We start from the raw sequence: 14,770 nt of genomic DNA, 5'->3' as shown, positions 1-14,770 counted from the left end.
ATACGTCCCGATTGCGTCCGCATCCGGTACCGGATGCGTATCAGGGGCGGTTCAGGGGCCGATTCGTGCCGCAGGCCCTGTTCCGGCGGCGGCCCCTGCCGTTACCTTCGCCGGGTGGCGATGTTCCGACTCCAAGGCAGCAAGACGCTCGCCGTCGACCTGAGCGGCGACGCGGTCAAGGCGAAGAACGGCTCGATGGTCGCGTACGACGGCCGGATGACGTTCAAGAAGATGACCGGCGGGGGCGAGGGCCTGCGTGGCATGGTGACCCGCCGGCTGACCGGCGAGCAGATGGCCGTGATGGAGGTGACCGGGCAGGGCACCTGCTTCTTCGCCGACCGCGCGAGCGAGATCAGTCTCGTCTCGCTGCACGGCGACAAGCTGTACGTCGAGGCCAGCAATCTGCTCTGCACCGACGCCGGCCTGCGCACCGGCACCACCTTCACCGGGATGCGCGGCAGTGCGGCCGGCAACGGCCTGTTCACCACCACCGTCGAGGGAACCGGCCAGGCGGCGATCATGTCGGACGGCTCGGCCGTGGCCCTGCGGGTCTCCGCCCAGTACCCGCTCTTCGTCGACCCGGGCGCCTACATCGCCCACCAGGGCAACCTCCAGCAGCACTTCCAGTCCGGGGTGAACTTCCGGACGCTGATGGGCGAGGGATCGGGCGAGTCCTTCCAGATCCGGTTCGAGGGCGAGGGTCTCGTCTACGTCCAGCCCAGCGAGCGGAACACGATCGGGGGCAATGTCTGATGCCGTTCCGTGAGATCAACTCGAAGATGGTCGAGGCGACGGTGATCCCCGGCCAGAAGATGTTCAGCCAGCGCGGCGCGATGCTCGCCTACCGGGGCGAGGTCTCGTTCACGCCGAACATCCAGGGCGGTCAGGGCGGTGTCATGTCGATGATCGGCCGCCGGATGGCGAACGAGGCGACCCCGCTCATGACGGTCGAGGGCAGCGGCACCGTGATGTTCGGCCACGGCGGCCACCACATCCAGGTCATCAACCTGACCGGCGACACCCTCTATGTGGAGGCCGACCGGCTGCTCGCCTTCGACGGGACGCTCCAGCAGGGCACGATGTTCATGGGCTCGCAGGGCGGCGTGATGGGCATGGTGCGCGGCCAGGTGAGCGGGCAGGGCCTGTTCACCACGACGCTGAAGGGGCACGGCGCGGTCGCGGTGATGGCGCACGGCGGGGTCATCGAGCTGCCGATCACGCCGGGCCGTGAGGTGCATGTGGACCCGCAGGCGTACGTCGCGCACCACGGCGACGTGACCAACAAGCTCTCCACCGCGCTGGGCTGGCGCGAGATGGTGGGGCGCGGTTCCGGCGAGGGGTTCCAGCTGGAGCTCAGCGGCAGTGGTGCGGTGTACGTCCAGGCGTCGGAGGAGAAGCTGTGAGCGGGCCCGTGGTGTTCGACCCGATGACGCTGCCGTCGGACGACAACGTCAACGCGTACACCTTCTGTGTGGAGCTCAAGGGGAGCCAGTGGTTCCTTCAGAAGGGCAAGATGATCGCCTACTACGGGCGGATCGAGTTCAACGGCATCGGGCACGGCCGCTTCCAGGGCCTGGTCCGCACGAGCTTCCACTCGCCGCTGCACGCGGGTGACTGGGTGGTGGCCGAGGGCAGCGGCAAGATGCTGCTCGCCGACCGGGCCTTCGATGTGAACTCCTACGACCTGGACGACGGGAACCTGACGATCCGGTCCGGCAACCTCCTCGCCTACGAGCCGACGCTGGCGCTGAAGCAGTCGATCGTGCCGGGGTTCCTGACGCTGATCGGTACGGGGAAGTTCGTCGCCGCGTCCAACGGCCCGGTGGTCTTCATGGAGCCGCCACTGCGGGTCGACCCGCAGGCGCTGGTCGGCTGGGCGGACTGTCCCTCGCCGTGCCATCACTACGACCACGGCTACATGACGGGCGTGCTCGGCGGACTGCGGGCGTTCACCGGCATCGGGGGCGCCTCGGGCGAGGAGCACCAGTTCGAGTTCGTCGGCGCCGGTACGGTACTGCTCCAGTCCAGCGAGACGCTGATGGCCGAACAGGCGACGGGAGCCGTACCCAACCAGGCGGGGGTCCCGGGCGGCGGTCAACCTGGGTCCGGCACCCGCAGGCCCGGTCAGCGGGGGGACTTCCAACATCACTTCGGGTTGTGAGCGGTAGTCTGCGGAGTGTGACGTCGAACGTCTGCGCCCTGCGGTGAGCAGGTGCCGGGCATCACACACCCCCACTTCGTCCGGCTTTCAACTTCTTAGGTAGAATCCATACATGGAGACCGAGACGGCCACCCGCTGGCTGAGCGACGCGGAGCAGTGCGCCTGGCGCACCCACCTGGACGTCGGCAGGCTGCTGACGCACCAACTGGAGAAGGACCTCCAGCCGTTCGGCCTGACGATGAACGACTACGAGATCCTCGTCAATCTCTCGGAGTCGGACGACCAGCGCATGCGGATGAGCGACCTCGCCGGTGCCACGCTTCAGTCCAAGAGCAGGCTCTCGCACCAGATCACCCGCATGGAGAGCGCGGGCCTGGTCCGCCGGGAGAACTGCGAGTCCGACCGCCGGGGACTGTACGCGGTCCTCACCGAGACCGGCGCCGAGACGATGCGCAAGGTCGCGCCGCACCACGTGGCGTCGGTCCGCAAGCACTTCATGGACCTGCTGACGCCGGAGGCCCTGGAGCAGCTGCACGCGGCCCTGACCCCGGTCGCCGACCACCTGCGCGGGCGGCGCGGCAAGCTCTGACCCACCCGGGGTTCAGCGGGCGCCCGGCAGCCAGAGCGTGAACCGGGCGCCCCGCTCCCCCGCACCCGCCACGGTCAGCCGGCCCCCGTGCCGCACGGCCACATCGCGGGCGAGGGCCAGGCCCAGTCCCGCCCCGCCCTCGTCACGGGTGCGGGCGTCGTCGAGGCGGACGAAGCGTTCGAAGATCCGCTCACGCTCCGCCTCGGGAACCCCGTCCCCGTCGTCGGTGACCTCGACGGCCACACCGCCGCCCTCCGCGCGCACGGCGACCGCCACCGCATGGCGGGCGTGCCGCTCGGCGTTGTCCAGCAGATTGCCGACCACCCGGGCCAGCTGCGTACGGGAACCGGTCACCTCCAGGCCCCCGGCCGCCTCCTCCTCATCCGGTACGGACACGGTCACCGGGATCCGGTCACCGGTGCGCTGCGAGACCTCCTCACGCACCAGCGCGCCGAGCTCCAGCAGGGCCGTGCCCGGCCGCTCCCCCGCGTCCAGCCGGGCCAGCAGCAGCAGATCGGCGGCCAGCGCCTGGAGCCGTACGGTGTCGGCGACCGCGCCCGTCACGTCCAGCAGCTCCGGGTGCGCGGCGCCCACCTCGAGCTGGGTGCGGAGCGACGCGATCGGGCTGCGCAGTTCGTGCGAGGCGTCGGCCACGAAGCGCCGCTGCCGCTCGACGGAGGCCTCCAGGGCGGTGAGCGTCTCGTTCGTCGTACGGGCCAGGCGGGCGATCTCGTCGTGCGAGCCGGGCTCCGGCACCCGCCTGCTCAGATCCTCCGACGCGGTGATCGCGGCCATCTCGCGCCGGATGCCCTCGACCGGGCGCAGCGCCCGCCGCGTCACCAGCCAGGTGACGCCGGCGACGACGAGGAGCACGACGGGCAGTCCCGTCAGCATCGCCCCGCGCACACTGCCGACGGCCCGCTGCTCGGCGGCGAGCGGGGCGCCCGCGTGCACGGTCAGGGTCAGCCCGGCCGCGTTCGTGGCCTCGACGGAGGCGAAGCGGTAGTCGGCGGGGTCGCCGTCGACCGTGGCGGTGCCGTTGGCGAAGTCCGGGTCGTCGGTGGAGACCTCACGGCGGGCGGGGTCGGGGCTGTCCGTCCCGTGGTCGTCGTCGTCATCGCCGTCGTCGTCCTCGGCCGAGGCGGAGGCGGAGGCGGAGGGCGTGGGTGCGGGCGCGGGTGTGACCCGGTCCGTGCCGGTGCCGGAGATCGCCTCCAGGTCCTTGGAGACGGCCACCACCCGGCCGTCCTCGTCGGTCACCTGAACGGGGTGGTCCTCCTCGTCGCCCATGTCCAGCCGGTCGTACGGCACGCCCAGGGCCAGCTGCCCCGCGACCTCCCGGGCCGCGACCTCGGCCTGGAGCCCGGCCTGGTCGGTAAGGTTGGCGCGCAGGACCAGGAGGACGGCGAGCCCGGCGGCGGCCAGCGCGAGCGCGACCACCACGGTGGCGCCGAGCGCGGCCCTGGCCCGCACGGACCTCACAGCGCCTCCAGCCGGTAGCCGGCGCCGCGCATGGTGCGGATGGACGCCGGGCCGAGCTTGCGGCGCAGGGTGCTGACGTAGACCTCGACGATGTTCGGGTCGCCGTCATAGGCGAAGTCCCAGACGTGCTCCAGGATCTCCGCCTTGCTCACCACCTGTCCGGCCCGCAGCACGAGCTGTTCCAGCACGGCGAACTCCTTGGCCGTGAGGGCGATCTCCTCCTCGCCGCGCTGGACCCGGCGGGCCGCGGTGTCCATGCGCAGGGAGCCGACCGTGACCACCGGGGAGCCGGCCCCCGCCCGGCGGCGCAGCAGCGCCCGGACCCGGGCGACCAGCACCACGTAGCTGAACGGCTTGGTCAGGTAGTCGTCGGCGCCGGTGTCGAGGCCCTCCGCCTCGTCGTACTCCCCGTCCTTCGCGGTCAGCATGAGGATGGGCACCTCATGGCCCGCGGCGCGCAGGGCGGCGCAGACCCGGTAGCCGTTCATGCCCGGCAGCATGATGTCGAGGACGACGAGGTCGTAGGCGCCGTCGGAGGCCCGGTGCAGCCCTTCGAGGCCGTCGTGGACCACGTCCACGGCGAAGCCTTCGGCGGTGAGCCCCCGGGCCAGGGAGATCGCCAGCCGCTTCTCGTCCTCCACGATCAACAGGCGCATGTGCACAGCGTCGCAAACGGAAGCTGAAGAAGGCTTCAGGTGGCTTCAGGCTGCGTTCAGCCTCGTCCCGGCAGGGTGGACCGCATCGCAACGGACCCATCCGATCGGGGAGGAACCCTCATGAACCGAAAGATCGTCATCGCCGCCGTCACCGCGGCCGTACTCGTCGGCGGCACGGCCGCGACGGCCGTGGCCTTCGCGGACGACGACAGCCGGACGGCGGGCGGCGCCACGGCCCGTGTCTCCGCCGGCGAGGCGGCCGCGTCCGCCGTCCGGGCCGTCCCGGGCACGGTGACCGAGGCGGAGCTCGACGACGAGGACGGTGGGCCGGTCTGGGAGCTGGACGTGTACGGCTCCGACCGGGTCTGGCACGACGTGACGGTGGACGCGGGCAACGGCGAGGTGCTCGGGAAGCACACGTCCGACGACGACGACCGCGACCGCCACGCCCCGCGGTCGGCCCCCGTCACACTCGACGCGGCGGCCGCCGCCGCGCTGAGGACGGCCCCGGGCACGGTGACCTCGGTCGAGCTGGAGGGTCACGCGGGCAAGGCGGTGCGCTGGGAGGTGGACGTCCGGGGCAAGGACGGCACGGCGCGCGAGCTGCACGTGGACGCGAAGTCGGGCGCGGTCACCGTGGACCGGTCGGACGACGACCGCGATTCCGACGACGACTGAGTAGCCCCGGCCCGTGCGGCCGCACACGACGACCGAGAAGCCCCGGCCCCGGTGCGGCCGCACGCCGCACCGGGGCCGGGGAACAGTCCGGTCAGGCCTCGCCGGTGAGTCCCGCCACCAGTTCGTCCGCCGCCGCGTACGGATCGAGGCGGCCGGCCACGATGCGTGCGGCGAGGGCGTCCAGACGGCGGTCGCCGTGCAGGTCCCCGATGCGTTCGCGGAGGCGGGTGACGGCGATCGTCTCGACCTCGCGGGCGGCACGGGCGGTGCGCCGCTCGGCCAGGACGCCGTGCTCCTCCATCCACGCCCGGTGCTTCTCCAGGGCCTCCACGAGCTCGTCGATGCCCTCGCCCCGGGCGGCGACCGTCTTCACGATCGGCGGGCGCCAGTCGCCGGGACCCCGGGACTCCCCGAGGCCCAGCATGTGGTTGAGCTCGCGGGCGGTGGCGTCGGCACCGTCCCGATCGGCCTTGTTCACCACGTACACGTCGCCGATCTCCAGGATTCCGGCCTTCGCCGCCTGGATGCCGTCGCCCATGCCGGGGGCGAGGAGGACGACGGAGGTGTCGGCCTGCGAGGCGATCTCCACCTCCGACTGGCCGACGCCGACCGTCTCCACCAGGATCACGTCGAATCCCGCCGCGTCCAGTACCCGGATCGCCTGCGGGGCCGACCAGGCGAGACCGCCCAGATGACCGCGCGTGGCCATGGAACGGATGTAGACGCCCGGGTCCGAGGCATGGTCCGACATCCGGATCCGGTCCCCGAGGAGCGCGCCGCCGGAGAACGGCGACGACGGGTCGACGGCGAGTACGGCGACCCGCTTGCCGCGGCGCCGGTAGGCGGAGACGAGCGCCGATGTCGATGTCGACTTGCCGACACCCGGGGATCCGGTCAGGCCGACGACGCAGGCGTTCCCCGCCAGGGGTGCCAGCGCCGCCATCACCTCGCGCAGTTGCGGCGACGCGCCCTCCACCAGGGAGATGAGCCGGGCCACGGCCCGTGGCCTGCCCTCCCGTGCCTGCTCGACCAGGGTGGGGACGTCCACCTTCACGCTCGGCCTCCTCGCTGCCTGTTCTGCGTACTACTACTTGCCCGGAACGCGGATGATCAACGCATCGCCCTGGCCGCCGCCGCCGCACAGCGCCGCCGCGCCGGTGCCGCCGCCGCGCCGCTTGAGCTCCAGCGCCAGGTGCAGCACCACCCGGGCGCCGGACATCCCGATGGGGTGGCCGAGCGCGATGGCGCCGCCGTTGACGTTGACCTTGTCCGTGGTGACGCCGAGGTCCTTCATGGACTGGACGGCGACGGCCGCGAACGCCTCGTTGATCTCGATCAGGTCGAGGTCCTCGACACCGATGCCCTCCTTCTTGAGGGCGTGGCGGATGGCGCCCGAAGGCTGCGACTGGAGCGAGTTGTCCGGACCGGCCACGTTGCCGTGGGCGCCGATCTCGGCGATCCAGTCCAGGCCCAGCGCCTCGGCCTTGGCCTTGCTCATGACGACGACGGCCGCGGCGCCGTCGGAGATCTGCGAGGAGGTGCCGGCCGTGATCGTGCCGTCCTTCGCGAAGGCCGGGCGCAGCTTGCCGAGGGACTCGACGGTCGTCTCGGGGCGGATGCCCTCGTCCTTGGAGAAGAGGACCGGGTCGCCCTTGCGCTGCGGGATCTCGACCGGGGTGATCTCGGCCTCGAAGAGACCGTTCTTCTGCGCCGCGGCGGCGCGCTGGTGGGACAGGGCGCCGATCTCGTCCTGGGCCGCACGCGCCAGGCCGAGACGGGTGTTGTGCTTCTCGGTGGACTCGCCCATCGGAATGTTCTCGTAGGCGTCGGTCAGGCCGTCGTACGCCATCGAGTCGAGCATCTCGATCGCGCCGTACTTGTGGCCCTCGCGGGACTTCGGGAGCAGGTGGGGGGCGTTCGTCATGGACTCCTGGCCGCCGGCCACGACCACGTCGAACTCACCGGCGCGGATCAGCTGGTCGGCCAGGGCGATGGCGTCGAGCCCGGAGAGGCACACCTTGTTGACGGTGAGCGCGGGGACGCTCATGGGGATGCCGGCCTTGACCGCTGCCTGGCGTGCCGGGATCTGCCCTGCCCCGGCCTGGAGCACCTGGCCCATGATCACGTACTCGACCTGGTCGCCGCCGATGCCGGCCCGTTCCAGCGCCGCCTTGATGGCGAAGCCGCCGAGGTCGGCTCCGGAGAAGCTCTTCAGGGAGCCCAGGAGGCGGCCCATGGGCGTACGGGCGCCCGCGACGATCACTGAGGTGGTTCCGGTCGTTCCTGACATGAGGCGCAGCCCCTTGGGATCGATTGTGAACGAGGGTTTACATGAATGTACTGAGCGGTACCCCGCCCGTCATCCGGCAACGGGTGTGATCGCGCGCACGTTGCGTAACCATCCGCCGGGCGCTGCACTGGTTCCATGCTGACGCGAATCGACCACATCGGAATCGCCTGTTTCGACCTCGACAAGACCGTCGAGTTCTACCGCTCGACCTACGGGTTCGAGGTGTTCCACTCCGAGATCAACGAGGAGCAGGGCGTGCGGGAGGCCATGCTCAAGATCAACGAGACGTCCGACGGCGGCGCCTCGTACCTCCAGCTGCTGGAACCGACCCGCGAGGACTCCGCCGTGGGCAAATGGCTGGCCAAGAATGGGGAGGGCGTGCACCACATCGCCTTCGGTACGGCGGACGTGGACGCGGACGCCGCGGACATCCGGGAGAAGGGGGTCAGGGTGTTGTACGACGAGCCCAGGACGGGTTCGATGGGGTCCCGGATCACCTTCCTGCACCCCAAGGACTGCCACGGTGTGCTGACCGAACTGGTCACGTCGCGGACGGAGCACTGACCCCGGCCGATCCGGCGGGAGCCGGACAACAGCTTCTCAGGGATACCCGGCCCGGTAGAGTGGGCTGTTCCGGGCCGGGGCCGGGTCGGGGCCGCGCCGCGTCCCCAGCCGTTGATCTGTCACCATTCCCCGGGGGACCGTTCGCCGGCGAACGGTACTCGTTTGGAGTTTGCGACCAGGGGACGGATGGGACCGCGCAGTGCGGGGCTACGAACGCCAGGAGAGCCACCGAGCTGAAGACGACCATCTCTCGCGGTTCGAAGCCGAGATGGACCGGCTGAAGACCGACCGGGAGAAGGCCGTCCAGCACGCCGAGGACCTCGGTTACCAGGTCGAGGTCTTGCGTGCCAAGCTGCACGAGGCCCGACGCAGTCTGGCGACCCGTCCCGCCTACGACAGCGCGGATATCGGCTACCAGGCGGAGCAGCTGCTCCGTAACGCCCAGATCCAGGCCGACCAGCTGCGCAACGACGCCGAGCGCGAGCTGCGCGACGCCCGTGCCCAGACGCAGCGGATCCTTCAGGAGCACGCCGAGCACCAGGCCCGGCTCCAGGCCGAACTGCACAACGAGGCCGTGCAGCGCCGCCAGCAGCTCGACCAGGAACTGGCGGAGCGCCGCCAGACCGTCGAGTCCCATGTCAACGAGAACGTGGCGTGGGCCGAGCAGCTGCGCGCCCGGACCGAGTCCCAGGCCCGCAGGCTGCTGGAGGAGTCGCGTGCCGAGGCCGAGCAGGCGCTGGGCGCCGCCCGTGCCGAGGCCTCCCGGCTGGCCGACGAGACGCGCCAGCGCCTGGGCGCCGAGGCCGAGTCCGCCCGCTCCGAGGCCGAGTCGATCCTGCTGCGCGCCCGCAAGGACGCCGAGCGGCTGCTCAACGCCGCCTCCAGCCAGGCGCAGGAGGCCACCACCCACGCCGAGCAGCTGCGTACGTCGACGACGGCGGAGACCGAGCAGACACGGCAGCGGACGACCGAGCTGAACCGGGCCGCCGAGCAGCGCATGCAGGAGGCCGAGACGCAGCTGCGCGAGGCCCGCGTCGAGGCGGAGAAGGTGCTGTCCGAGGCGAAGGAGGCCGCGGTCAAGCGGCTGGCCGGCGCCGAGTCGCAGAACGAGCAGCGCACCCGTACCGCCAAGTCGGAGATCGCCCGGCTGGTCGGCGAGGCCACCAAGGACGCCGAGTCCCTCAAGGCGGAGGCCGAGCAGGCGCTCGCCGACGCCCGGGCCGAGGCCGACCGGCTCCGTTCCGAGGCGGCCGACACCGCGCGCACCGCCGCGGCGGAGGACGCCGCCGCCCAGCTCGCCAAGGCGGCCCGGGCCGCCGAGGAGGTGCTGACCAAGGCCTCCGACGACGCGAAGTCGACCACCAGGGCGGCGAGCGAGGAGGCCGACCGGATCCGCCGTGAGGCGGAGGCCGAGGCGGACCGGCTGCGCGGCGAGGCCGCCGAGCAGGCCGACCAGCTCAAGGGCGCGGCCAAGGACGACACCAAGGAGTACCGGGCCAAGACAGTCGAGCTCCAGGAGGAGGCGCGCCGGCTGCGGGGCGAGGCCGAGCAGCTGCGTTCCGAGGCGGTCGCCGAGGGCGAGCGGATCCGTGGCGAGGCCCGGCGCGAGGCCCTCCAGCAGATCGAGGAGGGCGCGCGGACCGCCGAGGAGCTGCTGGCCAAGGCGAAGGCGGACGCGGAGGAGCTGCGCGGCGCCGCGGGCACCGAGAGCGAGCGGGTCCGCAGCGAGGCCACCGAGCGGGCGGCGGCGCTGCGCAAGCAGGCGGAGGAGGCCCTGGAGCGGGCCCGCGCCGAGGCCGAGCAGCTGCGTACCGAGGCCGAGGAGCAGGCGGCGTCGGTGACCGCCGCGGCCGAGCAGGCGGCGGCCGAGCTGCGCGAGGAGACCGAGCGGGCGGTCGCGGCCCGGCAGGCGGAGGCGGCCGACGAGCTGACCCGCCTGCACGGCGAGGCCGAGAACCGGGTCGCCACCGCCGAGCAGACGCTGGGCGAGGCGCGTTCCGACGCCGAGCGGATCCGGCGCGAGACGAGCGAGGAGTCCGAGCGGCTGCGCGCGGAGGCCGCCGAGCGGCTGCGCACGCTGCGGGAGCAGTCCGAGGCCGAGGCCCAGCGGCTGCGCGACGAGGCCGCGGCCGATGCCGCGCAGTCGCGTGCGGAGGGCGAGTCCGTCGCCGTACGGCTGCGCGGCGAGGCGGCCGCCGAGGCCGAGCGGCTGAAGACCGAGGCGCAGGAGAGTGCCGACCGGGTGCGGTCGGAGGCCGCGGCCGCCGCCGAGCGGGTGGGCACGGAGGCCGCCGAGGCGCTGGCCGCCGCCCAGGAGGAGGCGAACCGGCGCCGCCGCGAGGCCGAGGAGACCCTCGACGCGGCACGTACCGAGGCCAACCAGGAGCGCGAGCGGGCTCGCGAGCAGAGCGAGGAGCTCCTGGCGTCGGCCCGCAAGCGGGTCGAGGAGGCGCAGGCCGAGGCCCAGCGCCTGGTCGAGGAGGCGGACGCGCGGGCGACCGAGATGGTCGCCGCGGCCGAGCAGACCGCCCAGCAGGTACGGGATTCGGTCAACGGGCTCCAGGAGCAGGCCGAGGCGGAGATCGCCGGGCTGCGCTCCACCGCCGAGCATGTCGCGGAGCGGACGAAGTCCGAGGCGCAGGAGGAGGCGGACCGGGTCCGTTCCGACGCGTACGCGGAGCGGGAGCGGGCCGGCGAGGACGCCGCCCGGGTGCGCCGGGTGGCGCAGGAGGAGACCGACGCCGCGAAGGCGATGGCCGAGCGGACCGTGTCCGAGGCGATCGCGGAGTCCGAGAAGCTGCGGGCCGACACCGCGGAGTACAGCCAGCGGATGCGTACCGAGGCGTCCGACGCCCTGGCCTCGGCCGAGCAGGACGCGTCGCGCAGCCGGGCCGAGGCCCGCGAGGACGCCAACCGGATGCGGTCCCAGGCCGCGGAGCAGGCAGACAGCCTGGTGTCCGAGGCCACGGCCGAGGCGGAGCGGCTGCGCAACGAGACCGTGGCCGAGGCCGAACGGGTCCGTAACGAGGCCGTGGCCGAGGCCGAGCGGGTGCGCACCGAGGCGGCGCAGCAGGCGGCCCGGCTCGGTGACGAGGCGGCGGGCGAGGCGGAGCGGCTGCGGGCGGAGGCGGCGGCGGCCGTCGGTTCCGCGCAGGAGCACGCGGCCCGTACCCGCGAGGAGTCGGAGCGGCTGCGGGGCGACGCCGAGGCGGCGGCCGAGCAGATGCGGGCCGAGGCGCGCCAGGAGGCGGACCGGCTGCTGGACGAGGCGCGCGAGTCGGCCTCGAAGCGGCGGGCGGACGCGGCCGAGCAGGCGGACCAGCTGATCAACAAGGCCCAGGAGGAGGCGCTGCGCGCCGCCACCGAGGCCGAGGAACAGGCCGACACGATGGTCGGGGCGGCCCGCAAGGAGGCCGTGCGGATCACCTCCGAGGCGACGGTCGAGGGCAACTCCCTGGTGGAGCGGGCCCGGGCGGACGCGGACGAGCTGCTGGTCGGCGCCCGGCGGGACGCCACGCAGATCCGGGAGCGGGCCGAGGAGCTCAGGAACCGGGTGGAGGCCGAGGTCCAGGAGCTGCACGACCGTGCGCGGCGGGAGACGGCCGAACAGGTCAAGACGGTGGGCGAGCGCGTCGACAACCTGATGAAGGCGGCGACCGAGCAGCGCGAGGAAGCCGCCGCGAAGGCCAAGGAACTGCTGTCCGACGCCAACTCCGAGGCGAGCAAGGTCCGCATCGCCGCCGTGAAGCGGGCCGAGTCGCTGCTCAAGGAGGCCGAGCAGAAGAAGGCCAGCCTGGTGCGCGAGGCCGAGAAGCTGCGGGCCGACGCCGAGGCCGAGGCCAAGCGGACGGTGGACGAGGGCCGGCGCGAGCTCGATGTCCTGGTGCGCCGGCGTGCGGACATCAACACGGAGATCTCCCGTGTCCAGGACGTCCTGGAGGCGTTGGAGTCTTTCGAGACCCCCGGGGCGGGCGGTAAGGGCGCGGGTGCCGGTCCGCCGGGCAGTGTCAAGGCCACAGCGGCGGCGGGCACTCGTGCGGGTGGCAAGCAGTCGGATGGGTAGCCACCCGGCGCTCTTCCGTGGTTCGGCAAGGACGTTCAGCCCTCCGAGTGGCAAGGGTTACGGGGGTTAGCCACTCAAAAGGGGTGTCATTCTCCAGATCAAACGGGCATCCGCTCGATGACACGCCGTTCTGGCCCCTAGGATTCCCTCTATCACCTCACCGGTCTCACTTCGACAGGAACCCCATGAGTGACCCTTCCTCCCCCTTCGGCTTCGAGCTCGTGCGGCGTGGTTACGACCGCGGTCAGGTGGATGACCGCATTACCAAGCTCGTCGCCGACCGTGATAGTGCTCTCGCCCGCATCACGTCTCTGGAAAAGCGCATCGAGGAGCTCCACCTCGAAACGCAGAACGCCCAGGCCCAGGTGAACGACGCCGAGCCGTCGTACGCGGGTCTCGGCGCGCGTGTGGAGAAGATTCTCCGCCTTGCCGAGGAGGAGGCCAAGGACCTGCGTGAGGAGGCCCGTCGCGCCGCCGAGCAGCACCGTGAGCTCGCCGAGTCCGCCGCCCAGCAGGTGCGCAACGACGCCGAGACCTTCGCCGCCGAGCGCAAGGCCAAGGCCGAGGACGACGGCGTCCGCATCGTCGAGAAGGCCAAGGGTGAGGCCACCACGCTGCGTTCGGACGCGCAGAAGGACGCGGCCCAGAAGCGCGAGGAGGCCGACGCCCTCTTCGAGGAGACCCGCGCCAAGGCCGCCCAGGCCGCCGCGGACTTCGAGACCAACCTGGCCAAGCGCCGCGACCAGTCGGAGCGCGACCTCGCGTCCCGTCAGGCCAAGGCCGAGAAGCGTCTGGCCGAGATCGAGCACCGCGCCGAGCAGCTCCGCCTGGAGGCCGAGAAGCTCCGCACGGACGCCGAGCGCCGCGCCCGTCAGACGGTGGAGACCGCTCAGCGCCAGGCCGAGGACATCGTGGCCGACGCCAACGCGAAGGCCGACCGGATCCGCAGCGAGTCGGAGCGCGAGCTGGCGGCGCTCACCAACCGCCGCGACTCGATCAACGCGCAGCTGACCAACGTCCGCGAGATGCTGGCGACGCTGACGGGTGCCGCGGTGGCAGCCGCCGGCTCGCCCGCCGACGAGGAGCCCGCCACCCGCGGTGTGCCGGCGCAGCAGACCCGCTGATCACCTGTTCGGCCCAGCCTTTGCGCGCCCGGTTCCGCCTTTGTGGTGGCGCCGGGCGCGCGGCCGTTCTAGCGTGAACGCATGATCGAGCTCGATGGCCTCACCAAGCGCTTCGGCAACAAGGTTGCCGTCGACCAGTTGTCGTGCCGGATCAGGCCAGGGATGGTGACGGGCTTTCTGGGACCCAACGGGGCGGGCAAGTCCACCACGATGCGGATGATGCTCGATCTCGACAATCCCACCAGCGGATCGGTGCGCATCGACGGCAAGCACTACCGCGATCTGTCGGAGCCCCTGAAGCACATCGGTGCGCTCCTGGACGCCAAATCGATGCACGGCGGCCGCAGCGCGTACAACAACCTCCTCTGCCTGGCCCAGAGCAACCGGATTCCGGAGAGCCGAGTGGCGGAGGTTCTGGACACCGTGGGCCTGACCGCGGTGGCGAAGAAGAAATCCAAGGGCTTCTCCCTCGGGATGGGCCAGCGGCTGGGAATCGCGTCGGCACTGCTCGGCGATCCCGAGATTCTGATGTTCGACGAACCCGTCAATGGTCTGGACCCCGAGGGAATTCACTGGATCCGCAATCTGATGAAAGCGCTGGCCGCGGAAGGCCGGACGATCTTCGTCTCCTCCCATCTGATGAGCGAAATGGCCCTGACCGCCGACCATCTGATCGTGATCGGTCAGGGCCGGCTGCTCGCCGACACCTCGATGGCCGACTTCATCCATCAGAACTCCCGCAGCTACGTGCGGCTGCGCTCCCCGCAGCAGGAGCGGCTGCGTGACGTCCTGCACGCGGAGGGCATCATCGCGGTCGAGTCGGGCAACGGCACGCTGGAGATCGACGGCGCCACCACCGAGGACCTGGGCGAGCTCGCCGCCCGGCACACGATCGTGCTGCACGAGCTGAGCTCCCAGCGGGCCTCTCTGGAGGAGGCGTTCATGCAGATGACGGCGGACTCGGTGGAGTACCACGCGCACTCGGAGCGCGGCGCCGTGCCGCCGGTGGGGCCGCACTGGGGCGATCAGTGGAACCAGCCGCCCGGCTCCGCCCCGGGGGCTTCCGGCGGTTCCGGCACCGGAACGGGGGTGTGACGGCGATGGCATCGGTACCCGCGGTCCTGACCTCCGAGTGGACCAAGATCCGTACGGTTTCCTCGACG

13 protein-coding genes are annotated in these 14,770 nt (G+C 71.9%); 9 read left to right on the top strand and 4 right to left on the bottom strand.

Annotated elements, in window-relative coordinates:
- Window positions 1-120 precede the first annotated feature (120 nt).
- The 4 genes from EAO72_RS33325 to EAO72_RS33310 all read left to right on the top strand — a co-directional run bounded on the left by EAO72_RS33325 (window position 121) and on the right by EAO72_RS33310 (window position 2,750).
- On the top strand, window positions 121-753 hold the full coding sequence (locus EAO72_RS33325; protein ID WP_148022187.1) for an AIM24 family protein: 633 nt from the start codon (window positions 121-123) through the stop codon (window positions 751-753).
- Window positions 753-1,403: an AIM24 family protein gene (locus EAO72_RS33320; RefSeq protein ID WP_148020769.1), complete on the top strand. Its 651-nt coding sequence runs from the start codon at window positions 753-755 to the stop codon at window positions 1,401-1,403. Before EAO72_RS33325 ends, EAO72_RS33320 begins: the two co-directional genes overlap by 1 nt.
- On the top strand, window positions 1,400-2,161 hold the full coding sequence (locus EAO72_RS33315; protein ID WP_148020768.1) for an AIM24 family protein: 762 nt from the start codon (window positions 1,400-1,402) through the stop codon (window positions 2,159-2,161). Before EAO72_RS33320 ends, EAO72_RS33315 begins: the two co-directional genes overlap by 4 nt.
- A 112-nt stretch (window positions 2,162-2,273) precedes the next feature.
- Entirely contained in the window at window positions 2,274-2,750 is a 477-nt protein-coding gene (locus EAO72_RS33310) for a MarR family winged helix-turn-helix transcriptional regulator (protein ID WP_148020767.1), read from the top strand.
- Between the two features lie 12 nt (window positions 2,751-2,762).
- Here EAO72_RS33310 and EAO72_RS33305 read toward each other — a convergent pair whose 3' ends face one another.
- Together EAO72_RS33305 and EAO72_RS33300 are read right to left on the bottom strand one after the other, a co-directional pair.
- Window positions 2,763-4,232, bottom strand: a complete 1,470-nt coding sequence (locus EAO72_RS33305; RefSeq protein WP_148020766.1) for a sensor histidine kinase — start codon at window positions 4,230-4,232, stop codon at window positions 2,763-2,765.
- Window positions 4,229-4,888: a response regulator transcription factor gene (locus tag EAO72_RS33300; protein WP_148020765.1), complete on the bottom strand. Its 660-nt coding sequence runs from the start codon at window positions 4,886-4,888 to the stop codon at window positions 4,229-4,231. The genes EAO72_RS33305 and EAO72_RS33300 overlap by 4 nt, the downstream gene beginning before the upstream one ends.
- Window positions 4,889-5,008: 120 nt before the next feature.
- Here EAO72_RS33300 and EAO72_RS33295 point away from each other — a divergent pair, with 120 nt between their 5' ends.
- A complete protein-coding gene (locus tag EAO72_RS33295; RefSeq protein ID WP_148020764.1) occupies window positions 5,009-5,566 on the top strand; it encodes a PepSY domain-containing protein in 558 nt (185 codons plus the stop codon).
- A gap of 91 nt (window positions 5,567-5,657) precedes the next feature.
- Here EAO72_RS33295 and meaB read toward each other — a convergent pair whose 3' ends face one another.
- Window positions 5,658-6,620 (bottom strand): methylmalonyl Co-A mutase-associated GTPase MeaB, encoded by a 963-nt coding sequence (meaB, locus tag EAO72_RS33290; protein ID WP_148020763.1) that lies wholly within the window; start codon window positions 6,618-6,620, stop codon window positions 5,658-5,660.
- A 33-nt stretch (window positions 6,621-6,653) separates the two neighbouring features.
- A complete protein-coding gene (locus EAO72_RS33285) occupies window positions 6,654-7,856 on the bottom strand; it encodes an acetyl-CoA C-acetyltransferase (RefSeq protein WP_148020762.1) in 1,203 nt (400 codons plus the stop codon).
- A 135-nt stretch (window positions 7,857-7,991) separates the two neighbouring features.
- Here EAO72_RS33285 and mce point away from each other — a divergent pair, with 135 nt between their 5' ends.
- The 4 genes from mce to EAO72_RS33265 all read left to right on the top strand — a co-directional run bounded on the left by mce (window position 7,992) and on the right by EAO72_RS33265 (window position 14,702).
- On the top strand, window positions 7,992-8,420 hold the full coding sequence (gene mce, locus EAO72_RS33280) for a methylmalonyl-CoA epimerase (protein ID WP_136328730.1): 429 nt from the start codon (window positions 7,992-7,994) through the stop codon (window positions 8,418-8,420).
- 199 nt (window positions 8,421-8,619) lie between these two features.
- Window positions 8,620-12,483, top strand: coding sequence for a polarized growth protein Scy (scy, locus tag EAO72_RS33275; protein ID WP_148020761.1), 3,864 nt, complete (start codon window positions 8,620-8,622; stop codon window positions 12,481-12,483).
- 185 nt (window positions 12,484-12,668) lie between these two features.
- The gene (locus EAO72_RS33270) at window positions 12,669-13,607 is read left to right on the top strand and encodes a coiled-coil domain-containing protein (protein WP_148020760.1); all 939 of its coding nucleotides are present in this window, start codon (window positions 12,669-12,671) and stop codon (window positions 13,605-13,607) included.
- Between the two features lie 81 nt (window positions 13,608-13,688).
- Window positions 13,689-14,702: an ABC transporter ATP-binding protein gene (locus tag EAO72_RS33265; RefSeq protein ID WP_148020759.1), complete on the top strand. Its 1,014-nt coding sequence runs from the start codon at window positions 13,689-13,691 to the stop codon at window positions 14,700-14,702.
- The last annotated feature ends 68 nt before the right edge of the window (window positions 14,703-14,770 follow it).

Origin of the sequence: Streptomyces sp. OR43 (assembly GCF_008042275.1) — a bacterium.
Classification (GTDB): domain Bacteria; phylum Actinomycetota; class Actinomycetes; order Streptomycetales; family Streptomycetaceae; genus Streptomyces.
Note: the sequence above shows the minus strand (reverse complement) of the source record. Positions and strands in the feature narration are given on the sequence as shown.